15 protein-coding genes are annotated in these 20,500 nt (G+C 75.9%); 1 reads left to right on the top strand and 14 read right to left on the bottom strand.

The window, feature by feature from the left end; translation table 11 throughout:
- Nucleotides 1–196: 196 nt before the first annotated feature.
- The 7 genes from tmk to bldG all read right to left on the bottom strand — a co-directional run bounded on the left by tmk (nt 197) and on the right by bldG (nt 11,778).
- Complete coding sequence (gene tmk / locus ACFVXH_RS11740) at nt 197–3,751, bottom strand: dTMP kinase (protein WP_387822518.1); 3,555 nt, start codon at nt 3,749–3,751, stop codon at nt 197–199.
- Between the two features lie 157 nt (nt 3,752–3,908).
- Nucleotides 3,909–6,791, bottom strand: a complete 2,883-nt coding sequence (gene topA / locus ACFVXH_RS11735; protein ID WP_387822515.1) for a type I DNA topoisomerase — start codon at nt 6,789–6,791, stop codon at nt 3,909–3,911.
- Nucleotides 6,792–7,179: 388 nt separating this feature from the next.
- A complete protein-coding gene (locus ACFVXH_RS11730) occupies nt 7,180–7,638 on the bottom strand; it encodes a DUF3592 domain-containing protein (RefSeq protein WP_387822512.1) in 459 nt (152 codons plus the stop codon).
- A 244-nt stretch (nt 7,639–7,882) separates the two neighbouring features.
- Entirely contained in the window at nt 7,883–9,415 is a 1,533-nt protein-coding gene (locus ACFVXH_RS11725) for a methyltransferase (RefSeq protein ID WP_387822510.1), read from the bottom strand.
- A 278-nt stretch (nt 9,416–9,693) separates the two neighbouring features.
- Nucleotides 9,694–10,470 carry a hypothetical protein gene (locus ACFVXH_RS11720; RefSeq protein ID WP_074001776.1) on the bottom strand — a complete coding sequence of 259 codons (777 nt, stop codon included), beginning with the start codon at nt 10,468–10,470 and terminating at the stop codon, nt 9,694–9,696.
- Between the two features lie 386 nt (nt 10,471–10,856).
- On the bottom strand, nt 10,857–11,276 hold the full coding sequence (locus tag ACFVXH_RS11715; protein WP_049659131.1) for an ATP-binding protein: 420 nt from the start codon (nt 11,274–11,276) through the stop codon (nt 10,857–10,859).
- 160 nt (nt 11,277–11,436) lie between these two features.
- Complete coding sequence (bldG, locus tag ACFVXH_RS11710) at nt 11,437–11,778, bottom strand: anti-sigma factor antagonist BldG (RefSeq protein WP_049659132.1); 342 nt, start codon at nt 11,776–11,778, stop codon at nt 11,437–11,439.
- 221 nt (nt 11,779–11,999) lie between these two features.
- Between bldG and ACFVXH_RS11705 the strand changes: the two genes are divergently transcribed.
- A complete protein-coding gene (locus tag ACFVXH_RS11705; RefSeq protein WP_387822506.1) occupies nt 12,000–14,429 on the top strand; it encodes a DEAD/DEAH box helicase in 2,430 nt (809 codons plus the stop codon).
- On the opposite strand, the gene ACFVXH_RS11700 is transcribed toward ACFVXH_RS11705, so the two are convergent.
- From ACFVXH_RS11700 to ssd, 7 genes are all read right to left on the bottom strand, one after another.
- Complete coding sequence (locus ACFVXH_RS11700; RefSeq protein ID WP_387822503.1) at nt 14,424–14,951, bottom strand: Rv3654c family TadE-like protein; 528 nt, start codon at nt 14,949–14,951, stop codon at nt 14,424–14,426. The genes ACFVXH_RS11705 and ACFVXH_RS11700 overlap by 6 nt on opposite strands.
- Nucleotides 14,939–15,301 (bottom strand): TadE family type IV pilus minor pilin, encoded by a 363-nt coding sequence (locus ACFVXH_RS11695; protein WP_387822500.1) that lies wholly within the window; start codon nt 15,299–15,301, stop codon nt 14,939–14,941. Before ACFVXH_RS11695 ends, ACFVXH_RS11700 begins: the two co-directional genes overlap by 13 nt.
- Nucleotides 15,302–15,554: 253 nt before the next feature.
- Complete coding sequence (locus ACFVXH_RS11690; protein ID WP_079271963.1) at nt 15,555–15,848, bottom strand: DUF4244 domain-containing protein; 294 nt, start codon at nt 15,846–15,848, stop codon at nt 15,555–15,557.
- 54 nt (nt 15,849–15,902) lie between these two features.
- Entirely contained in the window at nt 15,903–16,523 is a 621-nt protein-coding gene (locus ACFVXH_RS11685; RefSeq protein ID WP_380775707.1) for a type II secretion system F family protein, read from the bottom strand.
- A gap of 152 nt (nt 16,524–16,675) precedes the next feature.
- Nucleotides 16,676–17,710: a type II secretion system F family protein gene (locus tag ACFVXH_RS11680; protein WP_387822885.1), complete on the bottom strand. Its 1,035-nt coding sequence runs from the start codon at nt 17,708–17,710 to the stop codon at nt 16,676–16,678.
- A 151-nt stretch (nt 17,711–17,861) separates the two neighbouring features.
- Nucleotides 17,862–19,199: a TadA family conjugal transfer-associated ATPase gene (locus tag ACFVXH_RS11675; protein WP_380738349.1), complete on the bottom strand. Its 1,338-nt coding sequence runs from the start codon at nt 19,197–19,199 to the stop codon at nt 17,862–17,864.
- A complete protein-coding gene (ssd, locus tag ACFVXH_RS11670; protein WP_387822495.1) occupies nt 19,199–20,323 on the bottom strand; it encodes a septum site-determining protein Ssd in 1,125 nt (374 codons plus the stop codon). Before ssd ends, ACFVXH_RS11675 begins: the two co-directional genes overlap by 1 nt.
- Nucleotides 20,324–20,500 lie beyond the last annotated feature (177 nt).

Genomic DNA, 20,500 nt, shown 5'->3' with positions numbered 1-20,500 from the left:
CACCCACTGCTCCGTCCGGGGGACGGCGGAGGGCACGGCGGACGGGAAGGCGGACGGGAAGGCCGGTCCCGCGGGCGACGGACCGACACCCGACGAACCGACACCCGACGGACCGCGGCCCCACCGGCGGCTGCCCGACGGAACGCGGCGGCGCCGCCGGGGACCCGCCCCGACGGCGCCGCGCACGCGTGTCCGGTCAGCCCCGGCGGCCCCAGCGACGGCCCTTGCCCTTGCCATCACCCTCGCCCTGGGCGTTCCCACGGCCCTCGGGCCGCTCCACACCGCCCTGGGCGCCGCTCTGCGGGCCGCCGTACGAACCGCCCTGGCCCGGGCCGCCGTGCTCCCAGCGCGCCCACTCGTCGTGCGAGCCGAGCAGGGTGTCGGTGAGGCTCGGCAGGTCGTCCATCGGCGTCTCCTCGGCCCACTCCGGCCGCGGCCGCTCGGCGGCCGGCTGCGGCTGCGACGGCGACGGCGACGGCGACGGCGACTGCGGCCCGGAAGCCGGCTCCGCGCCGACCACCGGCAGCTCACGGGTGCTGTCGACCGGCTCCGCGCGCCTCGGCGCCTGCGCCGCCCGGCCCTCGGCCCGCCCCTCGGTACGACCGTCCGTACGGCCGTCCGTACGGCCGTCCGTACGGCCCTCAACGCGCCCGGGCTCGATCTGCGGCAGCACCGCGGTCCGGTCGGCCTCCGCCGGGACCTTCGGCAGCACGGCCGTCTCGTCCACCGCCGAGGCCGGTACCACCGGCAGCCTGGTGGTCTCGTCGACCGCACCGGCGGCCCGACGCGCCTCGGCAGCCTTGCGCGCCTCGGCGGCTTCGGCCGCCCGGACGGCGGCCTGCCGGTCCCGCGGCGACAGCTCGCGCGTCGCCTCGTCCCCGAGCCCGCCCGACGAGGCCTGAGCCGCGTCCCGCGGAGCGTCCTTCGGGATGTCCCGGACCGCCCGCAGCTCCGTGGTCGCCTCCCCCGACGCCGAACCCGAGCCCGAACCCGCCGAGCCCGACCCCGAGCCAGAACCCGACCCCGGCCGCCCCTCGGCCCGGCCCTCCGCCGACTCCGCCGCGGCGGCCGCAGCCGCGAGCGCGGCGGCCTGCGCCAGCCGCGCCTCCTCGGCCCGCTGGAGCGCCTCCTCCGCCCGGCGGCGCTGCTCCTCGCGGGCGAGCTCGCGCTGCCGCTGGAGCTCGGCCTGGGCGGCCGCCTCGTCGGCGATCCGCTTGCGCTCGACGGCCTCCGCGGCCAGCCGGGCCTCCTCGGCCGCGCGGAGCTTGGCCTCCTCCGCGGCGCGGCGCTCGGCCTCCTCCGCGGCCCGTCGGCGCGCCTCCTCCTCGGCCTTGCGCCGGGCCTCGGCGGCGGCCCGCTCCGCCTCCTCCTTGGCCAGCCGCTCCTTCTCCGCCTGCTCGGCCCGCAGCTGCGCCAGCACCTCCTGCCGCTTGCGCTCGGCGGCCTCCTCCTCGGCCTTCTTGCGGGCCTCCTCGGCGGCGCGGCGCTCGGCCTCCTCCTTGGCCAGCCGCTCCTGCTCGGCGCGGGCGGCCTTCTCCTGCTCGGAGAGCGGCAGCTCGCGGTCGAGCCGGTGCCGGATGGCGGTGGTGACGAAGTCGGGGGCCTGGCTGCCGTCCACGACCAGGTAGCGCGCCGGGTCGGCGGCGGCGAGGGAGAGGAAGCCGGCCCGGACCCGCTGGTGGAACTCGGTGGGCTCGGACTCCAGCCGGTCCAGCGCCTCGGTGAAGCGCTCGCGGGCCCTGGTCGGGTCGACGTCCAGGACGACGGTCAGGTCGGGCAGCAGCCCGCCGGTGGCCCAGCGGGAGATCCGGGAGACCTCGGTCGCGGCCAGGTCGCGCCCGGCGCCCTGGTAGGCGATGGAGGAGTCCATGTACCGGTCGGTGATGACCACGGCGCCGCGGGCGAGGGCCGGCCGGATGACGTTCTCGACGTGCTCGGCGCGGTCGGCGGCGTAGATCAGCGCCTCGGCGCGGTGCGACAGGCCGGTGTTGCCGACGTCCAGGACGAGGCCGCGCAGCCGCTGGCCGACGGGGCTGCCGCCGGGCTCGCGGGTGAGCACGACCTCGTGCCCCTTGCCGCGGATCCACTCGGCGAGCGCCTGGGCCTGGGTGGACTTGCCGGCGCCGTCGCCGCCCTCCAAGGCGATGAAGAAGCCGGTGCCCGCACCCTGGTGCGGCACCGGGCCGCCCGCGCCGCGCACCGAGTCCACCAGGTCCCGGACGAACGGCGCGGTGCCGCGCCGGTCGTCGGTGCGCAGCAGCACGACCGCGGCGAGCACCAGGGTGAGCAGCCCGGAGGTGGCGACGGCCAGGGCCGCGCCGCCGTGGATGAAGGTGAAGGAGCCGGGCTCGACGGTGCCGTACTCGACGTCCCCGTAGGCGGCGGCGATCAGCGGGACGACGACCAGCGCGGCGGCGACCACGGCCCGGAGCACCGCGAACAGGTGCTCGGTGACCTTCGGCAGCCGGGCCTCCTCGACCTCCTGGGCGAGCAGGGTGCGCCCGGCCGAGACCACGATCCCGGCGGCCAGGCCGGCCAGCACCGTGAGCAGCAGGACCAGCACGAAGTCGAGCACCAGGCCGGCCAGGATCAGCGCGACGCCCTGGGTGAGCAGCGCCAGCGCGAGCAGTCGGCGGCGGGACAGCGAGGGCAGCGTGGCCCGGGTGAGCCGGGTGCCCAGGGCGGGCGTCCCGGCGGCGGCGAGCACCAGCAGGCCGTAGCCGATCGGCCCGGCGCGGTGCTCGGCGGCGGTCAGCAGCGCGAGCGCGGCGACGCCCGCCATCGAGGCGTAGCCGGCCGCGACGGCGAAGGTGAAGTACGGGGCGCTGCCGGTGCGGCCCTTGCCGAGCGCGGGGCCGGGGGTCGCGTCGGTCGGGGCGCGCAGGCCCTGGAACGGGGAGACCGGGGCCACGGTCACCGGGCCGCCGGGCAGCTGCTGGAGGTAGCCGCGGACCGCCGAGGCGGCGAACAGCCCGGCCGCGCCGAGCGCCGCGAAGGTGAGCTGGTGGGCGCGGAGCCAGTCGGAGCCGACGGCCGCGCCGATGTTGTTGAGCAGGGTGAAGGCGACCAGGCCGACGGCGCCGAGCGGCACGGTCACCCAGCCGGTGAAGCGGTCGATGCTCCGGACGCTGTCCAGGTTGGCCGCGGCCGGGCGCTGCTCGGCGGCCGGCAGGTGCGGGTTGGCCGGCGGCAGCAGGCCCGGGACGGCGGCGGACTTGGCGATCCCCCAGACCCGCTCGGCGGCACCGGTCACGAACACGGTGGCGAGCAGGACGTAGACGGCGGCCCCGGAGGGCTTGGCGGCGGAGCCCAGCCAGACGCTCCACCAGGGCGCGAGGCCGATCAGCAGGGCGCGCAGCACGTCGGCGCCGAACAGCGTCCAGCGCCGGTCCAGCCGGCCGGTGACCAGCCGGTGCACCGGGCCGAGCAGCGCGACGCCGACCAGCCCGGTGGCCAGCACCCGGACGGCGAGGACCGCGGCGAGGGCGAAGGCGAGGCTGCGCGGCAGGCTGCCGAACTGTCCGCCCTGGGCGGCGGCGATCACGGTGAGCGCGAGCAGCACCAGCAGACCGAGCCGGTCGGCGGTGCCGCCGATCAGCTGGGTGGTCCACAGGCGCCGGTAGGCGCGTGTCCGCAGCAGGGCCCTGGCCCGGTCCGCCGGGCTCCCGGCGGGCGCGACCTCGGGCAGGTCGAACGCCCGGGCTCTGGCGGCCGGGACGGCGCTGGGGGTGGGCTGCTCCTCGCTCGTCATACGGTCAGCGTAGCGGGCGGGGCCTGGCCGGAACGCTGCGAACGGGCTTCCGGATCGCGCTCATCACCGGGTTGTGACGTAGCCCGCACGGACCCGACGGACCTCGGGCCCGCACCCCCGAGATCGGGGGCACGGGCCCGGCTGCCGTGACCTGGGATCAGCCCTCGTCGGTGGCGGTGGCCTGGCCGGCCGCCGTCTTGCTCGCGGTGGTCTTCTTTGCCGCCGTCTTCTTCTCCGCCGCCGTCTTGGTGGTGGTGGTCTTCTTCGCCGCGGTCTTCTTCGCGGCGGTCTTGGTCGCCGCGGTCTTGGCGGTGGTCGTCTTCTTGGCCGCGGCCTTCTTCGCCGGGGCCTTCTTCGCCGCCTTCTTCACCGGCCCGCGCGCCCGCTTCTCGGCGAGCAGCTCGTACCCGCGCTCGGGCGTGATGGTCTCGACCTCGTCGTCCTTGCGGAGCGTGGCGTTGGTCTCGCCATCGGTCACGTACGGGCCGAAGCGGCCGTCCTTGACCACCACCGGGCGCTCGCTGACCGGGTCGTTGCCCAGCTCCTTGAGCGGCGGGGCGGCGGCGGCCCGGCCGCGCTGCTTGGGCTGGGCGTAGATCGCCAGCGCCTCGTCGAGGGTGATCGTGAAGAGCTGGTCCTCGTCGGTGAGCGAGCGGGAGTCGGTGCCGCGCTTGAGGTACGGGCCGTAGCGGCCGTTCTGCGCGGTGATCTCCGCGCCCTCGGCGTCGGTGCCGACCACCCGCGGCAGCGAGAGCAGCCGCAGCGCGTCCTCCAGCGTGACGGTGTCCAGCGACATCGTCTTGAACAGCGAGGCGGTGCGCGGCTTGACCGCGTTCTTGCCGGTCTTCGGCGTGCCCTCGGGCAGGATCTCGGTCACGTACGGGCCGTAGCGGCCGTCCTTGGCGACCAGCATGTTGCCGCTGACCGGGTCCGCGCCGAGCTCGAAGTCGCCGCTGGGCTTGGCCAGCAGCTCCTCGGCCAGCTCGACGGTGAGCTCGTCCGGCGGCAGCTCGTCCGGGATGTCGGCACGCTGGCCGGGCTCGCCCTCGACCGTCGAGGCGCGCTCGACGTACGGGCCGTAGCGGCCGACCCGCAGGGTGATGTCGTCGCTGACCCGGAACGAGCTGATCTCCCGGGCGTCGATCGCGCCGAGGTCGGTGACCAGTTCCTTCAGGCCGCCCAGGTGGTCGCCGTCGCCGTTGCCGGCCTCGGCGGCGCCGCCCGCGGCGCTGCCCTCGCCCTCGCCGAAGTAGAAGCGCTTCAGCCACGGCACGGACTTCGCCTCACCGGCGGCGATCCGGTCGAGGTCGTCCTCCATCTTGGCGGTGAAGTCGTAGTCGACCAGCCGGCCGAAGTGCTTCTCCAGCAGGTTGACCACGGCGAAGGAGAGGAACGACGGGACGAGCGCCGTCCCCTTCTTGAAGACGTACCGGCGCTGGATGATCGTGTCGATGATCGACGCGTAGGTGGAGGGGCGGCCGATCTCCCGGTCCTCCAGCTCCTTGACCAGCGAGGCCTCGGTGTAGCGGGCCGGCGGCTTGGTGGCGTGGCCCTCCGGGGTGATCCGGTCGGCGGCCAGCGGGTCGCCCTGGGCGACCTGCGGCAGCCGGCGCTCGCGGTCGTCGAGCTCGGCGTTCGGGTCGTCGGCGCCCTCGACGTAGGCCTTGAGGAAGCCGTGGAAGGTGATGATCTTGCCGGAGGCGGAGAACTCGACGTCCCGGCCGTCGGCGGAGGTGCCGCCGACCCGGACGGTGACGGACTGGCCGACCGCGTCCTTCATCTGGGAGGCGACGGTGCGCATCCAGATCAGCTCGTAGAGCCTGAAGTCGTCACCGGTCAGACCGGTCTCGGCGGGGGTGCGGAAGCGGTCGCCGGACGGGCGGACGGCCTCGTGCGCCTCCTGCGCGTTCTTGACCTTGCTGGCGTAGGTGCGCGGCGCGTCCGGCAGGTAGTCGGCCCCGTACAGCTGGGTGACCTGGGCCCGGGCGGCCGAGACCGCGGTGTCCGACAGCGTGGTGGAGTCGGTACGCATATAGGTGATGAAGCCGTTCTCGTACAGCTTCTGGGCCACCTGCATGGTCCGCTTGGCGCCGAAGCCCAGCTTGCGGCTGGCCTCCTGCTGGAGCGTCGTGGTGCGGAACGGCGCGTACGGCGAGCGGCGGTAGGGCTTGGACTCGACGCTGCGGACGGCGAACGCCGTCTGCTCCAGGGCGGCGGCCAGCTGACGGACCGCCTGCTCGTCCAGGTGCAGGGTGTTCGCGCTGGCGGCCTTCAGCCGGCCGTCCTGGCCGAAGTCGCGGCCGCTGGCGATCCGCTTGCCGTCGACGGCGGCCAGCCGGGCGCCGAAGGTCTCCGGGTTGGCGGCGTCGGCCGGGGTGCGGCCGGTGCCGAAGGTTCCGACCAGGTCCCAGTACGAGGCGGTGTGGAAGGCCATCCGCTCGCGCTCGCGCTCGACCACCAGGCGGGTCGCGACGGACTGCACGCGGCCCGCCGACAGCTTCGGCATGACCTTCTTCCACAGCACCGGCGAGACCTCGAAGCCGTACAGGCGGTCGAGGATGCGGCGGGTCTCCTGGGCGTCGACCAGGCGCTGGTTGAGCTCGCGCGGGTTGGCCACGGCCTCCTGGATCGCCGACTTGGTGATCTCGTGGAACACCATGCGGTGCACCGGCACCTTGGGCTTGAGCACCTGCTGGAGGTGCCACGCGATGGCCTCGCCCTCGCGGTCCTCATCGGTGGCGAGGAAGAGCTCGTCGGACTCCGCGAGCAGCGACTTCAACTTGCTGACCTGGGACTTCTTGTCCGCGTTGACCACGTAGATGGGCGCGAAGTCGTGATCGACGTCCACCCCGAGGCGGCGCACCTCGCCGGTGTACTTGTCCGGCACCTCGGCCGCGGTGCTGGGGAGGTCGCGGATGTGCCCGACGCTCGCCTCGACGATGTAGCCGGGGCCAAGGTAGCCCTTGATCGTCTTCGCCTTGGCCGGCGACTCGACAATGACGAGTCGCTGTCCGTGCGCGGTCTCGCTGCTCGGGGACACCTTCGCTCTTCTCTCCCGGTCCTTATGTGGCTGGTCGGCGCTGGCCGCACGGGCTGCGCTCCGCCCGACCCCTCCACCGTCCCGGGGCTGCCGCGGCACGACACCCCCACCAGCGGAGTGTGACCGTACCCCGGCCACCCTTGTCAAACGGACGGATCCCGCTTTTTCACTTGCCGGCCTCACCGACGCCACTCGAACGGTAACCCGATGACGGAGGTTCGCGCCCCGTGGAGGGGGGCCTTCGGCAGGTTCCGGAGGATGGAATGACGGATTTCAAGATCTGTCAACGGAAAATCGACAGGTTGGCACGGGATGGCGTGAATCCGCCCTGGGCACCCGTCCCCGGATCTGCCTCCGGCCTCTCCGGATCCCTCGCGGAGTGCGGGGCTCAGCCGCCGACCGCGACCAGGAGCCCGGCGCCCGCCGCCAGGCACCCCACGCCCAGGACGCTCCACAGCAGGTCGACGACGGCCGCCCGGCCGACCTCCCCGCGCGCCAGCACCACCCGGCTCGGGCGCTGCGGGTCGTAACAGATCCGCACCGAGGCACCTGGCGCGAAACGGTCCGGACGGCGCAGCGGGGTGTGCCCGCGCGGGCGGGCGATCACGAGCCCCGCGATCCCGCACGCGCCGGAGCCGCCCACCGAGGGCGGCACCGAGAAGGACAGCAGCGGCGCACTGTCCAGCTGGCCGTGCACGTCGTCCTCGGCCACCACGGTGGCCACCGCCGACGCCCCCCGGCGGCGCACCCGCAGGCGCAGGCCCACTTCGGCGGCGCACCAGAGCAGCAGCACGCCACCGAAGAGGGCGAGCACCGACCCGCCCACCATCGCCGTCGTCGTGTCCACCTCTGCCCCCGGCTCCCCAGCTCTGTCCACAGCCTGTGGACAGAGCTTCACAGCGGAGGGCCAACGGGAGACAGCCGCCCAGCGGCGGTCGGACGAACCAGGGGGTACGGACCGGTGAACCGGCCGCGTCGCGGCGGGACCGGTCCCGCCGCGATCAGCGGCGCCGGTCCCGGCGGGGCGGGCCCGGGCGGGGCGGGCCTCGGCGGGGCGGGCCTCGGCGGCTCCGGTCTCAGCGGACCGGTTCTCAGCGGACCGGGTCGATGAACCCCTGCTCGGTCAGCAGGCGCAGCGACTCCGGCACCCGGTCCCGCAGGACCACCCGGTCCTCGCCGAGCAGCCGCGCGATGGCGTCCACGATCTCGCCCGCCGACAGCGTCCCGTCGCAGACCCCGACGAAGCCGGCGCCCACGGTGTCCACCTTGGTGGCCCGCCGCATGCCTCGGTTGTGACGCAGGATCACATGCTCCGGGTCCTCCGCACCGGGCGCGCCGACCTGCTCCTGGACCACCTCGTCGGCCAGCACGTAACGGGCCGCGAGCAGGCCCGCGTCGTCGTGCGAGCGGAGGAAGTCCTGCCGGTCGAACCAGGCCTCGATGTGCGGGCCGAGCGGCTGCTCCACCGGGTGCGGCCACTCCTCCACCCGGACGGTCGGACGCTCGGCGCCGCTCGCCCGCAGGGTGATCCAGCCCATGCCGATGCCCTCGACCCGGCCCGCCTCGAAGGCGTCCAGCCACTCGCCGTACCGGGCCTGGTAGTCGCCGCCGGGGCCGCGGTGGTCGCCGCCGTCGCGCAGCCACAACTCGGCGTACTGGGCCACGTCCTGGACCTCGCGCTGGACGACCCAGGCGTCCAGCCCGGTGCCCGCGACCCAGCCGGCCAGCCGCTCCTGCCAGTCCTCGCCCTTGACGTGCTGCCAGTTGGCGAGCAGCTGGCAGTAGCCGCCGGGCTCCAGGTGGTCGGCGGCCGAGCGGACCAGGCCGCGGCACAGGTCGTCGCCGGCCATGCCGCCGTCGCGGTAGGTGAACCGGCCGCCCGGCGAGATCACGAACGGCGGGTTGGAGACGATCAGGTCGAACTTCCGCTCCCCGACCGGCTCGAAGAGGCTTCCGGCGGACACCTCGGTGCTGTCGAAACCGGACAGCGCCAGGGTCAGCTCGGTGAAGCGCAGCGCGCGCGGGTTGAGGTCGGTGGCGGTCACGGTCCCGGCGTGCCGGGCCGCGTGCAGCGCCTGCACGCCGGAGCCCGAACCGAGGTCCAGCGCGGCCCGGACGGGGCGGCGCACGGTGATGTTGGCCAGCGTGGTGGAGGCGCCGCCGACGCCCAGCACCAGGTCCTTGCGGGCCACCCCGTGCGCGGTCTCACCGGAGCCGATGCCGCCCGCGCCGCCCACCGCGCAGCCCAGGTCGGAGACCACCCAGGCGTCCGAACTGGGCATCCCGGCCACCTCGTTGGCGTACGGCCGGACGTCGACGGTGGCGCGCACCAGATCGCCGTCGGGGCGCAGCCAACCGTCCGCCAGGCAGTCCTCCACCGGCAGTGCGGCGGCGGCCGCCCGGTACGGGACCGGCTGCTGCAGCAGGAACAGCCGCACCAGCGTCTCCAGCGGGCTGCCACCGCGGGTCGCCCGCAGCGCCGGGACCGCCTCGCTGCGGGCCAACGCCGAATAGCCGGTGGGCCCGAGCAGGTCCAGGCAGCCGTCGGCGGTGAACGAGGCGGCGAGCAGCGCCTCGCGGAACTTGGCGAGGCGGGTCGGGTCGAGAACGGGGCTACTGATCACCCCGCCATTGTCCCCCGCCACCCAGCCGGTGGCCGCCGCTGCGCCCCGCGGCCGGCGGACGGAAGCCCGCACCACCCCGCGCGCCCCCTGGAAGCCACCACGCGCCGCCCTGCCGGGGGCACCGAGTCGTTCAGCGGCGGGCCTGTGGCAGGGGCGCCGGATCACGGGACGGCGACTCGCGGGACGGCGACTCCGGGGGCGGTGTCTCGCCGTCCCCGTCACCAGGCCCGTCCCCGGTACCGGGGACGGGCGCGTCGGACCGTCCGGTCCGCCCGGGCTCAGCTCGCGCTGGGGGCCGGGTTCGCCGGGGTGGTGGGCGGGGCGGCCGGAGCGGTGGTCGCACCGGCCGCGGCCGGGCTCGTGCCGTCGGTCGCGCCGGGCGCCGGGGTGGTGGCCGGGGCGCTCGGGGTGTCGGTGGCGCCCGGCGCCGGGGTCGTGCCGCCCGGGGCCGGGGTGCCGCTCGCGCCGGCCCCCGCACCGCCGGTGGCGCCGCCGCTCGGGGCGGTGGTCGGGGACGGCTTGCAGCCCTCCTGCTTGGCCATCGCCGCGCCGAGCTCACCACGCTGGAGCTTGCTCTGCGCCTGGGTGGAGAGCGAGGCCAGCTGCTGCACCTGGTCGGCCACGCTGCGCAGCCCGTCGGCGAACTTGGCCTGGTCGTTGTTGGGCAGCGCGTCCACCTTCTTCTGGACCTCCACGTACCCGTCGGCCGCCTTCTTCAGCTCCTCGACGGTGTCCTTCTGGAGGGCCGCGCCGTCCTGCACCTTGGGCGCCCCGGCCGCGTCGATGGCGGCGGCTATGTCCTGGTTGGTCTTGGCCAGCCGCCCGATGTCCGTGGAGAGCCGCTTCTGGAGGTCGGTCGGGGCCTCGCCGGTCTTCACCTGTCCGGTGTCGGCCAGCGCGGTCTGCGCCTGGGCGATCGGGTCCTTGGCAGCGCCGCAGACGTTCGACGCCCAGGACTCCAGCTGCTTGCTGTTGTTGTCGTCGCCGCCGCAGCCGACGGCGCCGAACGCGAGCAGCACGCCGAGGGCGGGTACGGCCAGCAGTCGCTTGTTCACCGGGAGAAGCCTTTCGGTTCGGTCGTCATCGGTCGTCGAACCTACACGGCCGATGTCCGTCCCCCGATTCGTCCGTCCCCCGATTCCCGGCTCCCCCGTCCCCCAGGGGCCGCCCTCTCGACGCCCCGGCCCGGGTCAGGCCCGCTCGCACTCGTCCCGGCCCGGGTGTTTCGGCGGTGGGGTGCTTCGGCGGTGGAGTGGTCTGCGCGAGCGGCCAGGGCGGCCGCACGGCGCGGATCCGCGTGGACGTCCTCGTCCGCGACGCGGCGAACCGCCGGGATCAGCGGTGTGTCACCGCATGCCCGGGAACAGGACCCCGGCCGCTCTCGGGCGCGAGGAAGCGCCCGCGAGGCGGCGGGGACGCGAGGAGACGTCGAGGCAGCGCCTCAGACCGCGATGGAGGCGACCGAAACCGGCCAGCTCATCCGGATCAGGCCACCGGCCGCGCCGTTGGTGACCTCCAGGTCCTCGACCAGGCCGGTGATCACGGCGAGGCCCAGGGTGTCCTCGTCCGGCTCGCCGCCCTCGGCGTCGCCGGAGGCCGGGACGGCGGCGGGGCCGGCCTCGTCCTCGACCTCGATGAGGAAACGCTTCTCCTGATCGGTCAGCGCGACCCGGACCGCGCCGCCGATGCCGCCGCGCTGGTGCAGTCCGACCGCGCGGGAGCACGCCTCGCCGACCGCGAGCCGTACCTCGTCGAGCACCGACTCGTCGACCCCGGCCCGTCTGGCGACGGCCGCGGCGACCAGCCTGGCCGTCCGCACGTGCTCGGGAAGCGCGCTGAATCGAAGTTCGACGGTTGCCATCTCTCCCCCTCGGGGTGCTCCGACCGGGGCCGGAGACCCGGCCCCTGCGGGCCGGCGGAACCGGCCCTGGGGCGCCCGGGGGACGCACCGGGCCACACGGACCCGGGCACCCGGACGCGAAGAACGAGCGGGGCCGGCCGCACGGGCCGGCCCGGCCGCGTCAGTCGGTCGCGTTGACCGCGTCGTCCACCGAGGTGTGGATCGGGAAGACCTTGGTCAGGCCGGTGATGCGGAAGATCTTCAGGATGCGCTCCTGGTTGCAGACGAGGCGCAGCGAGCCCTCGTGGGCACGCACTCGCTTCAGACCGCCCACCAGCACACCGAGGCCGGTCGAGTCGAGGAAGTCAACGCCTTCCATGTCGACGACGAGGTGGTACTTGCCGTCGTTGACGAGCTCGACCAGCTGCTCCCGCAGCTTCGGGGCGGTGTACACATCGATCTCGCCGCCAACCTCGACGACCGTACGATCGCCGACTGAACGGGTCGACAGGGACAGGTCCACGGAACCTCCAGCACCTTGCCTTGCTACGTCATGTGCGATCCTCGGCCGGACGGCCGCCACCGCATGGTCGCGAGCCCGGGCGCGCCCAGCCACGCGTGGCAAGCCTCGGCGCTGCGACCCACGGCCATACGGCCGTCACGGCCACATTCAACCACCTGCGACCATGCCCGCACGATGGCTTACGACGATTCTCCGTCACGCCGGTGACACACTGGGTCCTCATGCCGCCCCGACACAGCCCGCCCGAGGCACTGCTCACGACCCTGGCCGCCGGCCGGGGGCGGTCCGACCGACTCACCCATACGGAGCACCTTCCCGCCCGACCTGCGCGTTATTCACCATGGCCGGACTCGATCCGTCCGGAGGTCGTGGCCGCGGCTCGTGCCGTCGGGGTCGAACAGCCGTGGGCGCACCAGGCAGAAGCGATGAATCTGGCCAAAAGCGGCCAGACTGTGGTGATCGCCACAGGCACCGCCTCGGGCAAGTCGCTGGGCTACCTGGCCCCGGTGCTCAGCGACCTGCTGGACGGCACCGAGGCCCGCAACGGCCGCGGCGCCACCGCGCTCTACCTGGCCCCGACCAAGGCGCTCGCCGCCGACCAGCGGCGCCGGGCCGCCGAACTCGCCCCGCCGAGGGTGCGCGCCGCCCTCTACGACGGCGACACCCCGCCCGAGGAGCGCGAGTGGGTCCGCCAGTACGCCTCCTACGTGCTCACCAACCCGGACATGCTGCACCGGGGCATCCTGCCCAGCCATGCCCGCTGGTCCTCCTTCCTCAAGGCGCTGCGCTACGTGGTCGTGGACGAGTGCCACAGCTACCGGGGCGTGTTCGGCTCGCACGTCGCCCAGGTGCTGCGGCGGCTGCGCCGCATCTGCGCCCGTTACGGTTCGTCACCCGCCTTCCTGCTAGCCTCCGCCACCACCGCCGACCCGGCCGCGACCGCCCGGCGGCTGACCGGCCTGCCCGCCGTGGCCGTCACCGAGGACGCCTCGCCGCGCGGGCCGATGGTCTTCGGCCTCTGGGAGCCGCCGCTGACCGAGAACGTCGGCGAGCACGGCGCGCCCGTGCGCCGCACCGCGACCGCCGAGGCGGCCCACCTGCTGACCGAGCTGGTCGAACGGGAGACCCGCACCGTCGTCTTCGTGCGCTCCCGGCGCGCCGCCGAGCTCGTCGCGCTCCAGGCCCAGGACCAGCTCGGCCGCCCGCTCGCCGGACGGGTGGCCGCCTACCGCGGCGGTTACCTCGCCGACGAACGCCGGGCCTTGGAACGCGACTTGCACTCCGGACGACTGCTCGGCCTCGCCTCCACCTCCGCTCTCGAACTCGGCGTCGACATCTCCGGCCTCGACGCCGTCCTGATGGCCGGCTACCCCGGCACCCGGGCCTCGCTCTGGCAGCAGGCGGGCCGCGCGGGGCGGGAGGCCCAGGGCGCGCTGGCCGTCCTGATCGCCCGGGACGACCCGCTGGACACCTACCTGGTGCACCACCCCGAGGCGCTGTTCGCGGCCCCCGTCGAGGCCACCGTGCTCGACCCCGACAACCCGCACGTGCTCGCCCCGCACCTGTGCGCGGCCGCCGCCGAACTCCCGCTCACCGACGCCGACCTGGAGCTGTTCGGGCCGTCCACCGCACCACTGCTACCGGTCCTGGAGCGGCGCGGCCTGCTGCGCCGCCGCAGCGACGGCTCCTGGTACTGGACCCGTCGCGAGCGCGCGGCCGACGCGGTGGACCTGCGCGGCAGCGGCGGCAACCCGGTGCAGATCGTCGAGGCCGACACCGGCCGGCTGCTCGGCACGGTGGACGCCGCGGCCGCGCACACCACCGTCCACACCGGCGCCGTCCACCTGCACCAGGGCCGCACCTACCTGGTCCGGGAGTTCGACCTGGAGAACTCCGTCGCCCTGGTCGAACCGGCCGACCCGCCGTACACCACGGCCGCCCGCGACATCACCTCCATCTCCGTCCTCGACACCGACACCACCGTGGACTGGGGCGAGGGCCGGCTCAGCTTCGGCTCGGTGGAGGTGGTCAACCAGGTGGTCGGCTACCTCCGCAAGCGGATCTCCACCGGGGAGATCATGGGCGAGACCAAGCTCGACCTGCCGCCCCGCACACTGCGCACCCGGGCGGTCTGGTGGACCGTCACCGAGGACCAGCTGCTCGACGCGGACATCCCGCCCGACCAGCTGCCCGGCGCCGCCCACGCCGCCGAGCACGCCTCGATCGGGCTGCTGCCGCTGTTCGCCACCTGCGACCGGTGGGACATCGGCGGCGTCTCCGTGCCGCTGCATCCGGACACCGGCCTGCCGACCGTGTTCGTCTACGACGGCCACCCCGGTGGGGCCGGCTTCGCCGAACGCGGCTTCCAGCGGGCGGTCCAGTGGCTGACGGCCACCCGGACGGCGATCGCCTCCTGCGAGTGCGAGCGCGGCTGCCCGTCCTGCGTCCAGTCGCCCAAGTGCGGCAACGGGAACGACCCGCTGGACAAGGCCGCCGCCGTCCGGCTCCTGGACGTCCTGCTGGCCGGGGCACCCGAAGCCACGGAGACACCGGACGACGGGCCGGGGGCCCCGGACGGGCCGGACGGGCCGGAGGCAGACGGACCGGAAGCGGTCCCGGGACCGGACGGTGGCGCACCGGCCGGTTCATGAGGCCGCCCCCGCAGCCGCGCTCGGGGCTCCGCCCGGAGCCCCGCCCGGCCCGCCCTCCGGCGCGTCCTCGGGGCCGGTGACCGGGGCCCGTACCGGCCCGGCCCGAGCCCTCGCCCGCGCCGGGCCGACCGGCAGTCGGGCCGGGAGCCCGCGGACCTCCACCTCGGCCACCACCTCCACGGCGTCCGCCGACCGGTCGACCGCACAGGACACCAGCCCGGCGCCCTGGACGGCGGCGATCCCGGCGGCCCGGGCGCAACCGCCGTCCCGGTCCAGCAGCAGTCGGTCCGCCGCGGCGAGGGCCGCGAGGTCGGCCGCCGACTCGGCCCGGTGCCGAGCGGCCACCACCGAGCCGACCGCGATCGTCCCGGCGAACACCGCCATGCCCAGCATCGCCAGGGCGAGCAGCCAGACCGTCGCCGAGCCGGCGTCCGGCCCCCGGCCGCCCACCGCGACCGCTCGGGCCGCACGGGCGCGTGCCAGCCGCTCCGCCGCCTCCCGCAGCCCGGTCAGGACGGCCACGGGCCACCACCTGCCTCCGCGCCCGCCACCAGGACGTCCTCCCGGGCCGCCACGGCCGCCGCAGTGAGCCGGACGGCGAGCAGCCCGCCGAGCCTGCCCGGCCCAGCGCACGGCGCCTCCACCTCGACCCGGACCGTGTCGGCCGCCAGGGCGACCCGGACCTGTGCGCCCGGCGGGGCCGCCGCGCGGGCGAGCCCGGCGGCGTCCGCCTCCCCGCGAGCGGCCGCCCTGGCGCCGACCCGGGCGGCATCCACACAGCGGATCTGCGCGGCCGCCGCGAGCACGCCCCAGATCAGCATCCCCGCGAGCAGGAGGAGCGCCGGCAACACCACCGCCGTCTCCGCCGTCACGAAGCCCGCGTCGCCGCGTCGCCCCGGGCGCAGCGACCACGCCCGGCCCGGGTCCGTTCTCAGGCCCCTGCCGCCCGCCCGGAGCACGGGCGGAGCGACGCCGGAGCGCGTGCCTCGCGAGATGGGGACAGAACCTCCTCCCGACCGCCCGGCCGGGGGCCACCGACGACCGGAGGCAGCCCCACGGGGTGCGCCCGCCCCCAGGGGTCCACCGGCCGAAGGCGGCCCACCGGCGGGAGTTCGGCAGCCGGCCTCAGGTCGCATGGAGCGCCCGTACCAGCATGTCGGTCAGCGCACCGGTGATGGCGTCGCTGGTCACCACCTTGTACAGCCCGGCCGCGAGGGCGCACGCGCCCAGCGTCCCGACGGCGTACTCGGCCGTGGTCATCCCGGCGTCCGAGCGGCCCCGGAGCCGCGCCACCCGGCGGACCCGGCGGGCTGCCCAGCGCACCCGACGGGCCGACCGGTGGCTCCTCCGCTGCCACTCCTCGGCCAACGGGCGGAGCGGACGCCCGGCACCGGGCCGAATCGCGATCACTGCGGTCATGAAAACTCTCCTGTCACTCGACGTACGACGGCCGCTCGTGCGGCCTACGATCCTTCACATCGCCTCGGCGAAGCGGCTGGTGAGGCCGACGACCACCGGCACCACGCCGATCAGGACGAAGGCCGGGAGGAAGCAGAGCCCCAGCGGCGCGGTGGCGAGCACCGCGGCCCGGCGGACCCGGGTGTGGGCCGCGCGGGCGGCCGCCGTGCGCTGCCCCTGCGCCAGCCCGATCAGCGGGCCGGCGGCGGGGACGCCGCCGAGGCTGCTGCGCTCCAGACAGCGCGCCAGCGGCGCCAGCGACGGGTGCTGCTCGCCCAGGCGGTGCCAGCACAGCTCCGGCGGTGCACCCAGGGCCAGTTCGGCCCCGATCGCCGCCAGCCGGGGCCCCAGCGGCGCCCCCACACTTCGACCCACCGCCGACACGGCCTCCGAGGGGAGCGCCGCCGAGCCGAGGCAGGCCGCCAACAGCTCGGCGCCCAGCGGGAGTTGCCTGGTCAGCAGCTCCTCCTCGCGGGCCGCCCTGCGGTCGGCCGGCGAGCGCACCCGGGCCGACCAGCGATGGACACCCACCGCGAGCAGCACCCCGACGGCCAGCCCGGGGCCGCCACCGAGCAGCACCGCCGCCGTGATCCCGGCGACGCCCGCCACCAACAGCCGTCGGCGACGCTCAACCACCAAGGCAGCAGCCCTGGTTCGCCTTCCGATCCCCTCTCCACCCCAGGCCCGGACGAGTACCCGTCGGCGTCTCACCCGGCCGCGCACCGACGCCCACCCCGCAGCAACCACGCCTGCCGTGAGGGCGAAAGCCGCCCACTCGATGCCCCGCATCACCTCGCCCCCGCTTCCACTCCGAGCGCCCGTGCGCGCACCCGCGACAGCCCGCGGTTCCGCTCGCCCGGCCGAAGAGCGGGCCCCGCACGACCTGAGGCCGCACACCGCCCACCCCGCCCAGCCGGCGCCTCCAGCGCGCCGTGGGCCGCCGCCCGGACGATGCGTGCCGTCCAGAGCACGCCCAGCCCCTCCAGGACCGCCCCCGCCACGAGGCAGCCCAGCCCGGCCGGGGTGTGCAGCAGGACCTCCAGCGGGTGCGCCCCGAGCGCCGCACCGAGGAGCAGCCCGACGCCCGGCAGCGCGGCCAGGACGGCGATCGTCGCGCGCGGTCCTGCCAGTTCCCCGGCGATCTCCTCCGCGAGCGCCCGCTCGCCGCGCAGCGCCTCCGCGACCCGGTCCAGCGCATCGGCCGACCCCGATCCGCTGCCCTCGGCCACCCGCCAGCAGGCCGCGACGGCCGCGGCCCCACTGCCGCCCGGAAGTTCGGCCAGCAGGTGCAGCGCGGCGGGTACGTCCCCGCCGTAACGGCCCGCCGCCAGTCTGGCCACCGGCTCCTCGCCGAGCCTGCGCAGCCCCTCCGGGTCGGCGGCGAGCCGCGCGGTGACCAGGTGCAGCGCCTGTTCAGGTGTCGCACCACCGCGCAACTCCCCTGCCAGGCCCGCGCAGAGCTCCACCACGGCCGCGGCCCGGTGCCGGGCCTCCACCGCCAGGCGTCGCCGCAGCCGCCACCTGCGCAGCGGCAGGACGGCCAGCGCGGCCGCGAGTACCGGCACCGGTGAGGCGGTGGCCTGCCCAGCGGCCAACCCCAGCGGAAGGAGCAGCAGTTCGGGCACCAGGAAGCCCGGCAGCGGCCCCCCGGCCCAGGACCGCACCGCGATCGCCGGGCCGGGCCCCCGCGCCGGAGGCCCGCTGCCCGCCAGCACCAGCCTGGAGCGCTGCCCGCCCGGCAACTGCCCCTGCACCGCACGCCACGCGGCGACGGCCACCAGGAACAACGCCAGCACCCAGCAGAACGCGAGCTGACTCTGCATCACTTCACCCACCTCCGTTGACCTCGGTCTTTCCGGCCCGCGCCGCCGAGCAGCACCAGGGCTCCCACGGCGCACCCGCCCACCAACAGGGCGAAGGCGACTTCCACCACCCGCACGTCCGCGCCCACCGGCCCGGTCACCGTCACCGCGATCACAGGCGCCCCCGCCCGAGCGACACCCCGCGTGCCGCCAGCAGTCCGACCAGCCGCTCCCACCCCGCACCGGGGCTCAGGCCACCGGACGCCGGGAAGGCCACCGCGGGCGTGGTCACGGCTGACCCGTCACCGGCCCCGGCCAGCGTGTGGATCTCCGCCACCCGGCGCCGCCCCGAGCCCGGATCGCGGACCAGGTGCACCACCACGTCGAGCGCGGCCCGCAGTTGGCCGTGCAGCGCCGTCCGGTCGAGGCCCGCGAGCGCGCCCAGGGCCTCCAGTCGGACCGGCACGTCCGCCGCCGTGTTGGCGTGGACCGTGCCGCAGCCGCCTTCGTGCCCCGTGTTCAGCGCGGCCAGCAGGTCCGACACCTCGGGCCCGCGGACCTCGCCGATCACCAGCCGGTCCGGACGCATCCGCAGCGCCTGGCGGACGAGGTCCCGCAGGGTGAACTCGCCCAGCCCCTCCTGGTTGGGAGGCCGGCTCTGCAACCGGACCACGTGCGGGTGGGCCGGTTGCAGCTCGGCGGAGTCCTCGGCGAGCACGATCCGCTCGTCCGGCCCGACCAGACCGAGCAGGGCCGACAGGAGCGTCGTCTTCCCCGAGCCCGTCCCGCCGGAGACGAGCAGCGACAGCCGGGCCCGCACGATGCCCGCGAGCAGTTCCGCACCCTCTGGTGGCAGCGACCCGCCCGCCACCAGCTCGTCGAGCGTGAAGGGCCGGGGGCGGCAGACCCGCAGCGAGATGTGCGTGCAGCCGGCCGCGATCGGCGGCAGTACGGCGTGCAGCCGGGTGCCGTCCGGCAGCCGGGCGTCCACCCACGGGCGGGCGTCGTCCAGCCGCCGGCCGGCCGCCGTGGCCAGCCGGTGGGCCAGCCGCCGCACCGCCTCGGCGTCGGCGAAACGGACTCCGGTGGTTCGCTGCAGGCCGCCGCCACGGTCGACCCACACCTCGTCCGGACCGTTCACCAGGACGTCCGTGACGTCGGGCGCCGCCAGCAGCCGGTCCAGCGGGCCCGCACCCACCAGTTCGGCGCGCAGCGAGCGCACGGTGTCCAGGACCTCGTCCCCGCCGAGCGGCGGGCGGGTGGCCCGCAGCGCGGCCGCGACCGAGCCTGCCGTCGGAGCGGCCCCCGACTCGGCCAGCCGCAGCCGGACCGCGTCCACCAGGGCCGCCGCCCGCTGCTCGCGGGCCGTACGACCGTACGGACAGGGCCCGTGCCCGGGCTCCGGCGGCCCGCCGGGCGGCGGCACGCTCCGCAGCGGCCGGTGCTCCCGCGCACCGCCGCCCGGACCGGGCGATCCGCTCCGAAGGACCGTTCTGCGCAGACGGACCATCAGTACACACCTCCTCCGGCCACCGGCACCGGCGGCAGCACCTCGGTCAGGAAGCTCGCGCAGAAGCGCGCGAGCGGGCCGCCCTCCCGGCTTCCGGGCGGGACGCCCTTCACGACGTCCTGGGCCAGGCCCGGCTCCGGCTCCAGCTCCCCCGCCAGCGGCAAGCGCAGCCCGCGGACGATCTGCCGGGCCGGGAGCCCGCCGGCCCGCACCGGCCGCACCACGGCCCGGACGTCCCCGAGCCGCATCCGGGCCGCCGCCGCGACCCGGTCGGCGGCGGCCACCGCGCGCAGCTCGGCCGACACCACCAGGAGCGCCAGGTCGGACTGCTCCAGCACCTGCCCGGCGGCCGCGTCGAGGTGCCGGGGCACGTCGACCACCACCAGCCCGCCGCGCCGTCTGGAGGCGGCCAGCACGCTGCGCATGGCCTCCGGCGGCACCGTCAGGGTGTCGCCGCGGTCCCAGGACAGGCAGGACAGCGCGGAGAGCCGTTTGAGCGCGGGCAGCGCCCGGGCCAGCTCGGCCCCGCTGACCCGCCCGCGGGAGCCGGCCAGATCGGGCCAGCGCAGCCCGCTGACCCGCTCGCCGCCGAGCAGGATGTCGAGGCCCCCGCCCAGCGGATCGCCGTCCAGGAGCATCGTCCGCCGGCCCGCCCGCGCGGCCGTGACCGCCAGCGCGCAGGCCAGGGTCGAGGCCCCGGCCCCGCCGGACCCGCCGAGCACCGCGACGGTGACCGCCGGGCAGCCGACGCCCTCGGCCGCGTCGGCGATCCGGTCGAGCAGCCAGGCCTCGGCGTCGGGCAGGAACAGCACGTGCTCGGCCCCGAGTTGGACGGCTCTGACCCACACCCCGGGGTCGTCCAGGTCCAGCCCGAGCAGCAGCACTCCGCCGCGCCGCCCCAGCCCGGAGCAGCGGACGGCCTGGTCGTCCCCGACCAGGACCAGCGAGGCCCCTTCCCAGAGGTCCCGCGTCGGCGGCGCGCCCCGGACCAGCCTCGGCTCGGTGCCCGCCGCCGCGCAGATCCGCAGCAGGTGCTCGGCCAGGCCCTCGTCCTCGGTGACGACGAGCGGCCCGGCGACCGCGGGGCCCTCGGCGGTGATGTGGTCGGCGATCGGCGTCGACATGGTTGCTCCCCTCCGCGCCGCCGACCACCGGGGTGGCCGACGGCGCACGTCGGACGGTTCCGGCGGACGGCCGCCCGACAGGCCTCTGAGGGAGGAAGGGGGTGAGGCCCTGCCCGGCGACCGCCGCCGGTCATCACGGTGGGGGGAGATCCGGATTTCGTCATCCGGGTTCCGATT

This window comes from Kitasatospora sp. NPDC058184 (assembly GCF_042883725.1).
Classification (GTDB): Bacteria; Actinomycetota; Actinomycetes; order Streptomycetales; family Streptomycetaceae; genus Kitasatospora.
Note: the sequence above shows the minus strand (reverse complement) of the source record. Positions and strands in the feature narration are given on the sequence as shown.

Excerpts from the sequence above, each read along its gene's own strand:
- ACFVXH_RS11705 (WP_387822506.1), top strand. The coding sequence starts at position 12,000 with ATGCCGCCCCGACACAGCCCGCCCGAGGCACTGCTCACGACCCTGGCC.
- ACFVXH_RS11690 (WP_079271963.1), bottom strand. The coding sequence starts at position 15,848 with ATGACCGCAGTGATCGCGATTCGGCCCGGTGCCGGGCGTCCGCTCCGC.
- ssd (WP_387822495.1), bottom strand. The coding sequence starts at position 20,323 with ATGTCGACGCCGATCGCCGACCACATCACCGCCGAGGGCCCCGCGGTC.
- ACFVXH_RS11680 (WP_387822885.1), bottom strand. The coding sequence starts at position 17,710 with ATGCAGAGTCAGCTCGCGTTCTGCTGGGTGCTGGCGTTGTTCCTGGTG.
- ACFVXH_RS11675 (WP_380738349.1), bottom strand. The coding sequence starts at position 19,199 with ATGGTCCGTCTGCGCAGAACGGTCCTTCGGAGCGGATCGCCCGGTCCG.
- tmk (WP_387822518.1), bottom strand. The coding sequence starts at position 3,751 with ATGACGAGCGAGGAGCAGCCCACCCCCAGCGCCGTCCCGGCCGCCAGA.
- ACFVXH_RS11715 (WP_049659131.1), bottom strand. The coding sequence starts at position 11,276 with ATGGCAACCGTCGAACTTCGATTCAGCGCGCTTCCCGAGCACGTGCGG.